This window comes from Streptomyces sp. NPDC091972 (assembly GCF_044756385.1).
In the GTDB taxonomy this organism is placed as follows: Bacteria; Actinomycetota; Actinomycetes; order Streptomycetales; family Streptomycetaceae; genus Streptomyces.
In genome coordinates, this window is the sequence record NZ_JBIVSV010000002.1 from 186601 (window position 1) to 200167 (window position 13567).

The window sequence follows — 13567 nt, forward strand, 5'->3', positions numbered from 1 at the left end:
CGTCTCACTAGGTTCGTCACCTCATATCCGGCCGATCGGCTCTTCTCGATCATGTGCGCGGATATCACCATGAACCTGGAAGGACCTGCTGTGAACCTGCTCCGCAAGCCCGGCGCCGTCGTCGTCGCCGCGCTGGCGCTGGCCGTGCTGCCGGGCGCCGCCTCGGCACACGACGGTGACCACCCGTTCGAGAACTGCACCGAGGCGTACGCCGCCGGTTACGCGAACATCCCCGAGGGCGACGAGCACTACGGCAGCCACCTCGACCGGGACGGCGACGGCATCGGCTGCGACCGGCCGCCCGCGGACTTCGTGGCACACGACGACGAGGCGGCGGCACCGGCCGAGGGCGGCGGCGAGAAGGGCCCGGACCTCGCCGAGACCGGCGGCGGGGGCGACACCACCGTGTACCTCGCCGCCGCGGGCTCGGCCGTCCTGCTCACCGGCGGCGCGCTCGTGGCGTCGACCCGCAGGCGTCGCGCCGAGCGCTGACCCCCGGACACGCGGAGAGGGGGCGGCACCCCCGCACAAGGGTGCCGCCCCCTCTCCTCGTGATCCGGAACCGCCGCCCATCGGATGAGGGTCGGGGACGGACGGCGGTTCCGGGGCTCCAGTGGCCCTCGGGGCCTACCGGTGGTCGCTCCCGTTCGCCGTGATCGCCGCGCGTCCCGCCTCCAGGCGGGCCACCGGGATGCGGAACGGGGAGCAGGAGACGTAGTCCAGCCCCACCTCGTGGAAGAAGTGCACCGACTCCGGGTCACCGCCGTGCTCACCGCAGACGCCGAGCTTCAGGTCGGGCCGGGTCCTGCGGCCCGCCTCCGCCGCCAGCTTCACCAGCGAGCCGACGCCGTCCTTGTCGATGGTCTCGAACGGGGAGACCCCGAAGATGCCCTTCTCCAGGTAGGCCGTGAAGAAGGAGGCCTCCACGTCGTCCCGGCTGAAGCCCCACACCGTCTGGGTGAGGTCGTTCGTGCCGAAGGAGAAGAACTCCGCCGCCTCCGCGATCTGACCGGCGGTCAGCGCGGCCCGCGGGAGCTCGATCATCGTGCCGATCGACAGCTTCAGCTCCACACCGGTCGCCGCCTCGACGTCCGCGACGACCTGGTCCGCCTCCTCGCGGACGATCTCCAGCTCCTGGACCGTGCCGACGAGCGGGATCATGATCTCGGCGCGCGGGTCGCCCTTGGCGTTCTTGCGCTCGGCCGCCGCCTCGGCGATCGCCCGCACCTGCATGGTGAACAGGCCCGGGATCACCAGGCCCAGGCGCACGCCCCGCAGGCCCAGCATCGGGTTCTGCTCGTGCAGCCGGTGCACGGCCTGGAGCAGGCGCAGTTCGTTCTCGTGCGGCTCCTGGCGGGACTCCGCGAGCGCCACGCGGACCGACAGCTCGGTGATGTCGGGGAGGAACTCGTGCAGCGGCGGGTCCAGGAGCCGGATCGTCACCGGCAGCCCGTCCATCGCCGAGAACAGCTCGACGAAGTCCTGCCTCTGGAGCGGGAGCAGCTCCTTCAGGGACTCCTCGCGCTCGGCCTCCGTGTCGGCCAGGATGAGCCGCTCGACCAGCTCACGGCGGTCCCCGAGGAACATGTGCTCGGTACGGCACAGCCCGATGCCCTGGGCGCCGAACCGGCGGGCGCGCAGCGCGTCCTCGGCGTTGTCCGCGTTGGCGCGCACCCGCAGGCTCCGCTTGCGGTCGGCGAACGCCATGATCCGGTGCACGGCCTCGACCAGCTCGTCGGCGTCGGCGGCGCCCGCGTGCATCCGGCCCTCGAAGTACTCGACGACGGGGGACGGCACGACCGGGACCTCACCGAGGTACACCTTGCCGGACGACCCGTCGATGGAGATCAGGTCGCCCTCCTCCACGACATGCCCGCCCGGAACCGTCATCCGGCGCCGCTTGGTGTCGACCTCCAGCTCCTCGGCGCCGCAGACACAGGTCTTGCCCATGCCGCGCGCGACGACGGCCGCGTGGGAGGTCTTGCCGCCGCGGGAGGTCAGGATGCCCTCGGCGGCGATCATGCCGTCGAGGTCGTCGGGGTTGGTCTCCCGGCGGACCAGGATGACCTTCTCGCCGGAACGCGACCACTTGACGGCGGTGTACGAGTCGAAGACGGCCTTGCCTACGGCCGCGCCCGGCGAGGCCGCGATGCCCCGGCCGACCTGCGCGACCTTGGTGTTCTCGTCGAAGCGCGGGAACATCAGCTGGGCGAGCTGGGCGCCGGTGACGCGCTGGAGCGCCTCGGCCTCGTCGATCAGGCCCTGGTCGACGAGCTGGGTGGCGATCCGGAAGGCCGCGCCCGCCGTGCGCTTGCCGACCCGGGTCTGGAGCATCCACAACTGGCCGCGCTCGATGGTGAACTCGATGTCGCAGAGGTCCTTGTAGTGGTTCTCCAGCGTCTCCATGATCTGCATGAGCTGGTCGTACGACTTCTTGTCGATCTGCTCCAGCTCCGCGAGCGGGACGGTGTTGCGGATGCCCGCGACGACGTCCTCGCCCTGCGCGTTCTGGAGGTAGTCGCCGTAGACGCCCTGGTGGCCGGAGGCGGGGTCGCGGGTGAAGGCGACACCGGTCCCGGAGTCGGGGCCGAGGTTGCCGAAGACCATCGAACAGACGTTGACGGCCGTGCCCAGGTCGTGCGGGATGCGCTCCTGGCGGCGGTAGAGCTTGGCACGGTCGGTGTTCCAGGAGTCGAAGACCGCGTGGATGGCGAGGTCCATCTGCTCGCGCGGGTCCTGCGGGAAGTCCCGGCCGGCCTCCTTCTTGACGATCTTCTTGAAGGCGGTGACCAGCTTCTTGAGGTCGGCGGCCTCCAGGTCGGTGTCGACCGTGACCTTCTTGGCCTCCTTGGCCTTGTCGAGGGCCTCCTCGAAGAGGTCGCCGTCGACGCCGAGGACGGTCTTGCCGAACATCTGGATGAGGCGCCGGTAGGAGTCCCAGGCGAAGCGGTCGTCGCCGGCCTGCTGGGCGAGACCCTGGACCGACTTGTCGGAGAGACCGATGTTCAGGACGGTGTCCATCATGCCGGGCATGGAGAACTTCGCGCCGGAGCGGACCGAGACGAGCAGCGGGTCGTCGGCCTGGCCGAGCTTCTTGCCCATGCGCTGCTCCAGCGCGTCGAGGTGCGCACTCACCTCGTCACGCAGTGCCGCCGGCTCCTCGCCGCTGTCGAGGTAGACCTTGCACGCCTCGGTCGTGATGGTGAAGCCGGGGGGAACGGGGAGCCCCAGGTTGGTCATCTCGGCGAGGTTCGCGCCCTTGCCACCCAGGAGGTCCTTGAGGTCCTTGTTTCCCTCGGTGAAGTCGTAGACGAACTTCGCTACGTGGGGTTCTTTGTTTTCCGACACGGGTCTCGACTCCCTCGAGGACGCGGTGGCTGCCCTGACGGCGAGGAACATACCCAGATCGAAGGCTTCTGGGTACGTCTGCTCGGGCGTCATACGCCCGTAACCAGCCGTCTGCCAGCGGATCGAAAGTCAAAGCTTGGCAAGCGACAGCCGCCGGATGTTTTCACTTCTTGAACACAGGAGGGCTCCCACACCCCTTCGACCGCTCACATGAGCACCCTATGCCCACATCTGATTTCGATCGATGAACGATCAAGGGGTGGCACTGAGTGCCACCCCTTGGAGAAGTGCAGTCGCCCAAGATCCGCTCATCTGAGCCCTGCCCTTATCAAGCGTGGCGAGAATCACGCTGCCACAGCGCGCCGGATTTCACCATGCGGACGGGCATCCGGGCCGAAACACGGACGTCACACGCCCATCGCCAGCAACCGCTCCTCGACCCGCTCGGGCGCGTACAGGTGCTCCACCACCAGCGCGCCCGCGCCGACCAGCCCGGCCCGCTCCCCCAGCCGTGAGGTCACGACCTCCAGGCGGGCGGTGGAACGCGGCAGCGCCCGCTGGTACAGCAGCTCCCGCACCCCCGTGAGGAAGGGGGTTCCGGCCAGATCTCCGGCGATCATCAGAACCCCCGGGTTCAGCAGGGTCACGACCGTCGCCAGGACGTCCCCGACGTGCCGCCCCGCCTCGCGCGCGAGGGCCGCCGCCCCGGGGTGCCCGGACGCGAGCAGGTCCCGCACGTCCGCCCCCGAGGCCGCGGGCACGCCGGTCGCCGCCAGCCGGCGGGCCACGGCACCGCCACTGGCGACGGCGGCGAGACAGCCGTAGGACCCGCACCGGCACAGCGCCTCCGCGCCCGCCGGCACCCGGATGTGCCCCAGGTCGCCGGCGCCGCCGTCGATGCCCCGGTAGACCGAGCCGTGCACCACGACTCCGGCGCCGATGCCGGTGGAGACCTTGACCAGCACGAACGCCGCGCAGTCGGGATAGGCCGTGCGCTGTTCGCCGTACGCCATGAGGTTGGCGTCGTTGTCGACGAGCACGGGCACCGGACCGGCACCGGTGTGCTCGGTGAACGATCCGGAGAGGCGGCCCCTTATGTCGTAGCCGTCCCAGCCGGGCATGATCGGCGGCTGGACGACCCGGCCGCTCTCCAGGTCGACCGGCCCCGGCACGGCCAGCCCGATGCCGCACACCTCGGACGCCCGGTGCCCGGCCTTCTCCAGCAGCTCGGCGAACCAGCGGCCCAGCTCGCCGAGCACGGCGTCCGGGCCGTCCTCGACGACCAGGGTGCCGCTGTGTTCGGCGAGGATCTCGCCGGTCAGGGAGAGCACGGCCGCGCGCGCGTGCCGGGTGTCCAGGTCGGCGGCGAGGACGACGGCGTGGGCGTCGTCGAACTCCAGGGTGATGGAGGGGCGGCCGCCCAGCGGGGAGTCCACGGGGCCCCCGGCGCCCTCGCGGAGCCAGCCCGCGCGGAAGAGGCGGTCGAGGCGCTGGCCGACGGTCGCCCGGGACAACCCGGTCGCCTGCTGGAGCGCGCCGCGCGTGACGGCCCGTCCGCTGCGGACCAGTTCGAGCAGGTCTCCGGCACCGGTCTGACGTCCAGCCATGCTCACCCCCTTGTGTTTCCCAACTCTGCATTACATATTGGGTTTTGCGTGTTAAATAGACGTAACCCTACGGTAGCCCTGACCGAACCGGTCAGCCACACGTCTTTCGGGGAGCCCCGAGTGGATCGCACCGCCCAGCTCGTCACCCCTGCCGCACCGCACTCGATCGCATACGATCCGCCGGGTTCGTCACATTCCCTGCACACCGCGGCCGCGCGGGTGCTGGAGGCCAACTGGACCGGCACCTCCACGGTGCCCTCGCGCCACCTGTACCCGCACCAGTGGTCCTGGGACTCCGCGTTCATCGCAATCGGCCTGCGCCACCTGTCGCCGCTGCGGGCCCAGACCGAGCTGGAGACCCTGCTGGCGGCCCAGTGGGGCGACGGGCGTGTCCCGCACATCGTGTTCAACCCCTCCGTACCGCTCGACGCGTACTTCCCGAGCCCCGACTTCTGGCGCTCCGCCACCGCGGGGCGGGCCGCGGGCGCCCCGCGCACCGTACAGACGTCCGGCATCGTGCAGCCACCGGTCCACGCCCTGGCCGCGTGGCTGGTGCACCGCGCCGACCCCGGCCTGTCCCGGGCGCGTGGCTTCCTCGCCCGGGTGTACCCGCGCCTGGCCGCCTGGCACCGCTATCTGCTGCACCGCCGGGACCTGGGCGGCGGCGGTCTCGCGTCCGTCGTGCACCCCTGGGAACAGGGTATGGACAACAGCCCGGCCTGGGACCTCCCGCTGTCCCGTGTCACACCGGCCCCGGCCCGCTCCTTCCGCCGCGCCGACCTCGACCACGGGGCGGCCGAGGACCGGCCGACGGACCTGGACTACGGCCGGTACGTACGACTGGCGGCCGACTACCGGGACGGCGGGTACAGGGACGGGACGGGTGGGAGCCGGGGGGACGGGACGGGTGGGAGCCGGGGGGACGGGACGGGTGGGAGCCGGGGTGTCGGTACCGCCGGGTTCGCCGTCGAGGACCCCGCCTTCAACGCCCTGCTCATCGCCTCCGAGCACGCCCTCGCCCGGATCGCCGCCGAGCTGGGCGCGCCCGGCACCGCCCGGCACGCGCGCGCGGAGCGGCTGACGGCCGCACTGGTGGAGAGGCTGTGGGACCCGGCGAGCGGCATGTTCCTGTGCCGGGATCTCGGGGCCCCGTCCCCGGACGGGCGCGGTGCCCTGATCCCCGAGCGGAGCGTCTCCGGCCTGGTCCCCCTGCTGCTGCCCGGCCTCCCGCGGGACCTCGCCCCCACGCTCGTGCGCACCGCCACGGGCCCCCACTTCGGGCTGGGCACCAGCACCCGCCTCCCGCCCAGCTACGACCTGCTCGGCGAGGCCTTCGACCCGCACCGCTACTGGCGCGGCCCGGCCTGGTTCAACACGGCGTGGCTGCTGGAGCGGGGCCTGCGCGTCCACGCCGAGCACCGACGGGCCGACGCGCTGCGGGAGTCGGTCCTCGAACTGGCCGCGGCCGGCGACTTCGCGGAGTACGTCGACCCGTACACCGGCGAGCCCTGCGGGGCGACCGGCTTCGGCTGGACCGCCGCGCTCGCGCTCGACCTGCTGCACAGCGACACCACAGTCACGGCGGACATGGGACTCAAGGGAGGGGACCGGCCATGACGGACCGGCATCATCTGCTCGTGCACGGCGGGACGTTCGCTGCCGTGGGCGACAGCGGGGACATCAGCGGCGTCCGGAACGGCACGTCGCCGGACGGCCTGTTCGTCCGGGACGCCCGGCATCTGAGCCGCTGGCAGCTCACGGTCGACGGCGCGGTCCCGGAGGCCCTGTCGCCGGTCGCCGACGGTGACACCGCGCGCTGTGTCCTGGTGCCGCGGGGTGGCCGCCAGGAACCCCCGGCGCACACCCTCTTCCGCGAACAGGCGGTGGGGGACGGCTCGTTCGTCGAATCGCTCCGGGTCACCAGCAACCGCCCGGTACCGACGACGGTACGGCTCGCGATCACCGCGGACGCCGACTTCACCGACCAGTTCGAACTCCGCTCCGACCACCGCACCTACACGAAGACGGGCGCCACCCGCACCCGTGAAGTCCGCGACGACGGCGTGGAGTTCGGCTACCAGCGCCACGAGTGGCGGTCCTGTACGACGGTGACGGCCGATCCCGCCCCGGACGGCGTGGAGGAGACCGGCACCGGGGCCAGGCGCCTGGTCTGGACGCTCGACCTGGAGCCGCACGGCACGGCCGAGCTGGTCCTGCGCGTGATGGCCCGCCCGCACGGCGACAAGCGGGCCCGGCGGGTACCGAGCTCCCCCGCCGCCGTGAACCGTCACCTCCTGGAGCTGGAGGGCGAGTTCGTGGAGGGCGTGGCCTTCCCGACCGGCTGGCCGGAGCTGGCGGCGGCCTGCGCCCGCGGTCTGGCCGACCTGGCCTCGCTCCAGGTACCGGCCATCGGCCCGGACGGCGAGGATCTGCGCGTCCCGGCGGCGGGCGCCCCCTGGTTCCTGACCCTGCTCGGCCGCGACGCCCTCCTCACCTCGCTCTTCGCCCTCCCCTACCGGCCCCGGCTGGCCGCCGCGACCCTTCCCGCGCTCGCCGCCACCCAGGCCACCGAGACCGGCGCGGCCTCCGTGGCCCAGCCCGGCAAGATCGTGCACGAGGTACGGCACGGGGAGCTCGCGCACTTCGGGCAGGTGCCGTACGGCCGCTACTACGGCTCGGTCGACGCGACCCCGCTGTTCCTCGTGCTGCTCGGCGCGTACGTGGAGCAGACCGGGGACGCCGCCCTCGCCCGGCGCCTGGAGTCCCACGCCAGGGCCGCGGTCGGCTGGATGCTCGACCACGGCGGCCTCACCTCGCGCGGCTACCTCGTCTACCGCGCCGACCAGGGCGGCCTCGCCAACCAGAACTGGAAGGACTCCCCGGGGTCGATCTGCGGCGCCGACGGGAGTCGCCCGAGCGGCCCGGTGACGGCGGCGGGCGCCCAGGGCTACGCGTACGACGCGTTGCGCAGGACCGCGTGGCTCTCGCGCACGGTGTGGCAGGACGGGACGTACGCGGCGCTCCTCGAACAGGCCGCGGCGGACCTGCGGGACCGCTTCCAGCGGGACTTCTGGATGCCGGACCGCTCCTTCCCGGCCCTCGCGCTGGACGGCGAGGGCCGGCAGGTCGACGCGCTGGCCTCGGACGCCGGGCATCTGCTCTGGTCGGGGCTGCTCGACAAGGAGTACGGCGAGCTGGTGGGCCGACGCCTCCTGGAACCGGACTTCTTCTCGGGCTGGGGCGTGCGCACGCTGGCGTCCGGCCAGCCGGCCTACCACCCGCTCTCCTACCACCGGGGCTCGGTCTGGCCGCACGACAACGCGCTGATCGCGCTGGGGCTCGCCCGCTACGGGCTGCACGACGAGGCGCGGGAGGTGGCGCACGGGCTGGTGGACGCGGCGACGGCGACCGGGCACCGGCTGCCGGAGGTGCTGGCGGGGTACGGACGGGAGTCCCACGGCGAGCCGGTGCCGTATCCGCACGCGTGTGTGCGGGAGTCCCGGTCGGCGGCGGCGCCTCTTGCCCTGCTGACGGCGGTCGGGGGCGCCTGACCGCACAATCTCGCCGTTGACCAAGCGTTGGGGCGGTGTTTGCCCCAGGACGTGAACTGTGGCCGGGGGCGGGCCGTACGGGACGGTGGCGGATCCGGGACCCCAGGGCGGGTCCGCCTTCCACCAGGACCGTATGGAAGGACCCTCGGGTGTCCGAGACCCTTGCAGAGAGCACGCCCCCCGAGGCCGAGGCGACGGGCGGGGACAGTCCGCCGGCCCGGAAGCCGCCCTGGCGGGACGCGCATCCCACCGCCGTACGCAACACGCGGTGGGCGCTGAACGTCCTCGCCGCCCTGCTCGTCCTCGGGGCCCTGCTCCTGCCCAACAAGGTCACCTACCTGCATCCGCGGGAGTTCGTGCGGATACCGGCCGAGGCGATCCTCGGGGCGGCCGTGACGCTCGCGCTGCCGCGTCGGCCGCGGCTGGCGGTGGCCGTGGCGGCCGGCGTGGGGCTCGGGGTGATGACGGTCCTGAACCTGCTCGACATGGGCTTCAACGACTACCTCGGGCGGCCCTTCAACCTCGTCCTGGACTGGGAGCTGCTCGACGACGCGCAGTCCTACGTCGCGGACTCGATGGGCCGGGCCGTGGCGGTCGGAGCCGTGATCGGCGTGATCGTCCTCGTGCTCGTGCTGCTGGCGCTCATGACGCTGGCGACGGTCAGGCTGAGCGGCCTGCTGGTCCTGCACCGGCGGACCGCCACGCGCGGCACGCTCCTCGCCGCCACCGTCTGGGTCACCTGTTCCGCACTCGGCCTCCAGGTCCTCGGCACCCCGCTGGCCTCCGAGCACACCGCCGGGCTCACCGCGCTCCAGGCCAAGCGGGTGCTGTACACCGTGCGGGACGAGGCCGAGTTCCAGAAGGTGGCCAGGGTCGACGCCTTCGGGAACACGCCGGGCTCCCAGCTGGTGCCCGACCTGCGCGGCAAGGACATGATCTTCACCTTCATCGAGAGCTACGGCCGCAGCGCCGTCGAGGACCCGGGCATCGCGCCCGGCGTCGACAGGACCCTCGACACGAGCACCGCGGCCCTCGCGAAGGCCGGCTTCCACGCGAAGAGCGGCTGGCTGACCTCGGCGACGTACGGCGGCAGCAGCTGGCTCGGCCACTCGACGACCCTCTCCGGCCTGTGGATCGACAACCAGCAGCGCTACCGCACGGTCATGGCCAGCGACCACCTCAGCCTCACCAAGGCGTTCAGGAAGACCGGCGACTGGGACACGGTCGGGGTGATGCCGGGCGTCCAGAAGGGCTGGCCGGAACAGGAGTACTACGGCCTCGACAAGGTCTACAACGCCTTCCAACTCGGCTACCGGGGACCCAAGTTCAGCTGGTCGACGATGCCCGACCAGTACGCCCTGGAGGCCTACCAGCGCCAGGTCCACGGCAGGAAGCGCGACAAGCCGCTGATGTCCGAGATCATCCTGACCTCCAGCCACCAGCCCTGGGCCCCCATCCCCAAGATGGTCGACTGGGACGACCTGGGCGACGGCTCGGTCTTCAAGCCCATCCAGAAGGCCGGCAACAAGGCCTCCGACATCATCGCCGACCCCACCCGCTCCAAGCAGGAGTACGGCAAGTCCATCTCCTACTCGGTCACCGCACTCACCCAGTGGCTGGAGCGCTACGGCACCGACGACACGGTCCTCGTCTTCCTCGGCGACCACCAGCCGATCGCCCGGGTCAGCGGGGAGAACGCCAGCCGTGACGTCCCGATCTCGATCGTCGCCAAGGACCCGAAAGTCCTGGCCAAGATCGCCTCCTGGAACTGGACGGACGGCCTCAAGCCCGCCCACGACGCCCCGGTCTGGAAGATGAGCTCCTTCCGAGACCGCTTCCTCACGGCCTACGGCTCGACCCCACATCCGTCCGAGGGATAACGGTCGCCTCAGGGGGTTGCGGGCCCGCCGTGGCCGGTCGCGCAGTTCCCCGCGGGGCCGCTGCGCTGGGCTTAGGCCGGGCGCCTAGGGGGGTGTCGGCGTGGGTTGTCTGACGAGTGCGGGCCCGTCGTGGCCGGTCGCGCAGTTCCCCGCGCCCCTGGGGAGTTGCAGTCACCCGCGCCACGACGGACCGTTCGCCGCACCGCGCGCCCCAGCGGGCCGTTGGCCGCGTACGGCGGTGAGGGGACGGGGTGGGGGGTGTCCGCCCGCAGCGGCCGGCGTCCGTTACAGGGAACTGCTCGATGGACCGAGCCGCCGGACCGAGGACGGATACCCCCCACCCCGGCACCGACCCACCCACCACACCGCACGCGCTACACGAACCCCCACCGGGCAGCGACGGGCCGCCGCAGGCATCAGGGGCGCGGGGAACTGCGCAAAAACGCCCGCCCCCACCGAACCCGCACCCGCAATCACCCCCCAGACGTGTCCAGCTCCGCGTCCTCCCCGACGCCCGCACAGTCGTACGGGTCCTTCAGCCAACCGTCCGGCAGAACCACCCGGTTGTTGCCGGACGTACGACCGCGGGGCCCGTCCGCGCCGGTCGGCCAGGCCTGGTCGAGGTCCAGCTCGTCGAGGCCCGCCCGCAGCTCCGCCAGCGACGACGTGATCGCGAGGCGCTTGCGCATCTCGGAGCCGACCGAGAAGCCCTTGAGGTACCAGGCCACGTGCTTGCGGAAGTCGATGACGCCGCGGGACTCGTCGCCGATCCACTCGCCGAGGAGGGTGGCGTGACGGACCATCACGTCGGCCACCTCACGGAGCTTCGGGCGCGCGACATCCTCGGTACGGCCCTCGAACGCCGCCACCAGATCCGCGAACAGCCACGGCCGGCCCAGGCACCCCCGGCCGACGACCACCCCGTCGCACCCGGTCTCCCGCACCATCCGCAGCGCGTCCGCCGCCGACCAGATGTCGCCGTTGCCGAGCACGGGAATCTCCGGCACGTGTTCCTTGAGTCGGGCGATCGCCTCCCAGTCGGCCGTACCGCCGTAGTGCTGCGAGGCGGTCCGTCCGTGCAGGGCGATCGCCGTCACGCCCTCCTCGACCGCGATCCGGCCCGCGTCCAGATACGTGAGGTGGTCGTCGTCGATCCCCTTGCGCATCTTCATCGTGACCGGCAGGTCCCCCGCCCCGCTCACGGCCTCCCGCAGGATCGCCCGGAGCAGCGGACGCTTGTACGGCAGTGCGGACCCGCCGCCCTTCCGGGTCACCTTGGGCACCGGGCACCCGAAGTTGAGGTCGATGTGGTCGGCGAGGCCCTCCTCCGCGATCATGCGGACGGCCTTGCCGACGGTGGCGGGGTCGACGCCGTAGAGCTGGATCGAACGAGGCTTCTCGCTCTCGTCGAAGTGGATGAGCTGCATGGTCTTCTCGTTGCGCTCGACCAGCGCCCGGGTGGTGATCATCTCGCTGACGAACAGCCCCTTGCCCCCGCTGAACTCCCGGCACAGGGTGCGGAAGGGCGCGTTGGTGATCCCGGCCATGGGGGCGAGGACCACGGGCGGTTGGACGGTGTGCGGGCCGATCCGCAGGGGCGTGGTGTCGGTGAGCGCGATCGTGGACATTCCCCCATTGTCACGCACGCCCCGGGGTACCCGTGCATCGATCATGTACCGACCATTAGTTAGACGCACTATTGAAATCGGCGTACGATGAAACGCATGCCCGAGCTCAGTCACCGTCGACGCATGCTGGTCCTCGCGATCTGCTGCATGAGCCTCCTGATCGTGAGTCTCGACACCACCGCCCTCAACGTCGCCCTGCCCTCCATGCAGCGGGGCCTGGACGCCGGCACGGCGGGCCTCCAGTGGACGATCGACGCGTACACGCTGGTCCTCGCGTCCCTGCTGATGCTGGCCGGCTCCACGGCCGACCGGATCGGCCGCAAGCGCGTCTTCATGGCGGGCCTGATCGTCTTCACGATCGGCTCCGCGCTGTGCTCCGCCGCGCCGAACCTGGAGGCGCTGATCGTCTTCCGCATGGTGCAGGCGGTCGGCGGTTCGATGCTCAACCCGGTCGCGATGTCGATCATCACCAACACCTTCACGGACCCGCGCGAGCGGGCGCGGGCGATCGGCGTGTGGGGCGCGGTCGTCGGCATCTCCATGGCCGCCGGGCCGCTGGTCGGCGGGGTGCTCGTGGACTCGGTCGGCTGGCGCTCGATCTTCTGGGTCAACCTGCCGGTCGGACTCGCGGCGCTGCTGCTCACCCTGCGGTACGTCCCGGAGTCCCGGGCGCCCAGGGCCCGCCGCCCCGACCCGGTCGGACAGCTCCTGGTGATCGCGCTGTTCGGTTCGCTGACGTACGCGATCATCGAGGCGCCGGAGTCGGGCTTCTCGTACGTCCTGCCCTTCGCCGCCGTGGCCGTCGTCGCGCTGGCGGGGCTCCTGTGGTACGAGCCCCGGCGCGACGAACCCCTCATCGACCTGCGTTTCTTCCGGTCCGCGCCGTTCAGCGGCGCCACGGTGATCGCGATCAGCGCGTTCGCGGGGCTGGGCGGGTTCCTGTTCCTGTCGACGCTGTACCTCCAGAACGTCCGAGGGCTGGACGCGCTGCACGCCGGGCTGTGGATGCTGCCGATGGCGGTGCCGATGTTCCTGTTCGCGCCGCTCGCCGGGCGGCTGGTCGGGAGCCGGGGGCCGCGGCTGCCGCTGGTGATCGCGGGAGTGATGACGACGGCGAGCGGGGTGCTGTTCGCCGCGTTCGACGCGGAGACCTCGAACGTGACCCTGTTCCTCGGATACGTGCTGTTCGGGATCGGGTTCGGGCTGGTGAACGCGCCGATCACGAACACGGCGGTGTCGGGGATGCCGCGCGCCCAGGCCGGGGTGGCGGCGGCCGTCGCCTCCACCAGCCGTCAGCTCGGGCAGACGCTCGGGGTCGCGGTGATCGGGGCGGTGCTGGCCTCGGGGGTGGGTTCGTCGTCGTACCGGGAGGAGTTCGTGTCCGCCGCGGTGCCGGGGTGGTGGATCGTGGCCGGGTGCGGGTTCGTGGTGCTGGTGCTCGGGGCGGTGACCAGTGGGTCGTGGGCCCGGCGGACCGCGGAGCGTACGGCTGAGCGGTTGGAGTCGGCGGAGGTCCGCGAGGCGGCGGGGGTCATCGCGTAGTCCACCGGCCG

The 13567-nt window shown here is 71.8% G+C and carries 8 protein-coding genes; 5 read left to right on the plus strand and 3 right to left on the minus strand.

Going from position 1 to position 13567, the window contains the following annotated elements; genetic code table 11:
* Positions 1 to 90: 90 nt before the first annotated feature.
* Positions 91 to 492, plus strand: coding sequence for an excalibur calcium-binding domain-containing protein (locus tag ACIQJT_RS06150; protein ID WP_365450579.1), 402 nt, complete (start codon positions 91 to 93; stop codon positions 490 to 492).
* Between the two features lie 135 nt (positions 493 to 627).
* On the opposite strand, the gene ppdK is transcribed toward ACIQJT_RS06150, so the two are convergent.
* Both ppdK and ACIQJT_RS06160 read right to left on the minus strand, forming a co-directional pair.
* A complete protein-coding gene (gene ppdK / locus ACIQJT_RS06155) occupies positions 628 to 3348 on the minus strand; it encodes a pyruvate, phosphate dikinase (protein ID WP_365450576.1) in 2721 nt (906 codons plus the stop codon).
* Between the two features lie 407 nt (positions 3349 to 3755).
* Entirely contained in the window at positions 3756 to 4955 is a 1200-nt protein-coding gene (locus ACIQJT_RS06160; protein WP_402640307.1) for an ROK family protein, read from the minus strand.
* A 120-nt stretch (positions 4956 to 5075) separates the two neighbouring features.
* On the opposite strand from ACIQJT_RS06160, the gene ACIQJT_RS06165 reads away from it, so the two are divergent.
* The 3 genes from ACIQJT_RS06165 to ACIQJT_RS06175 all read left to right on the plus strand — a co-directional run bounded on the left by ACIQJT_RS06165 (position 5076) and on the right by ACIQJT_RS06175 (position 10386).
* Complete coding sequence (locus tag ACIQJT_RS06165) at positions 5076 to 6572, plus strand: MGH1-like glycoside hydrolase domain-containing protein (RefSeq protein ID WP_402640309.1); 1497 nt, start codon at positions 5076 to 5078, stop codon at positions 6570 to 6572.
* The gene (locus ACIQJT_RS06170) at positions 6569 to 8506 is read left to right on the plus strand and encodes a glycogen debranching N-terminal domain-containing protein (RefSeq protein WP_402640311.1); all 1938 of its coding nucleotides are present in this window, start codon (positions 6569 to 6571) and stop codon (positions 8504 to 8506) included. The genes ACIQJT_RS06165 and ACIQJT_RS06170 overlap by 4 nt, the downstream gene beginning before the upstream one ends.
* 149 nt (positions 8507 to 8655) lie before the next feature.
* The gene (locus ACIQJT_RS06175) at positions 8656 to 10386 is read left to right on the plus strand and encodes a CDP-alcohol phosphatidyltransferase (protein ID WP_402640313.1); all 1731 of its coding nucleotides are present in this window, start codon (positions 8656 to 8658) and stop codon (positions 10384 to 10386) included.
* 473 nt (positions 10387 to 10859) lie between these two features.
* Here the strand turns inward: ACIQJT_RS06175 and dusB are convergent, their stop codons facing one another.
* The gene (gene dusB, locus ACIQJT_RS06180; protein ID WP_402640315.1) at positions 10860 to 12014 is read right to left on the minus strand and encodes a tRNA dihydrouridine synthase DusB; all 1155 of its coding nucleotides are present in this window, start codon (positions 12012 to 12014) and stop codon (positions 10860 to 10862) included.
* Between the two features lie 96 nt (positions 12015 to 12110).
* Between dusB and ACIQJT_RS06185 the strand changes: the two genes are divergently transcribed.
* Positions 12111 to 13556, plus strand: a complete 1446-nt coding sequence (locus ACIQJT_RS06185; protein WP_365450561.1) for an MFS transporter — start codon at positions 12111 to 12113, stop codon at positions 13554 to 13556.
* Positions 13557 to 13567 lie beyond the last annotated feature (11 nt).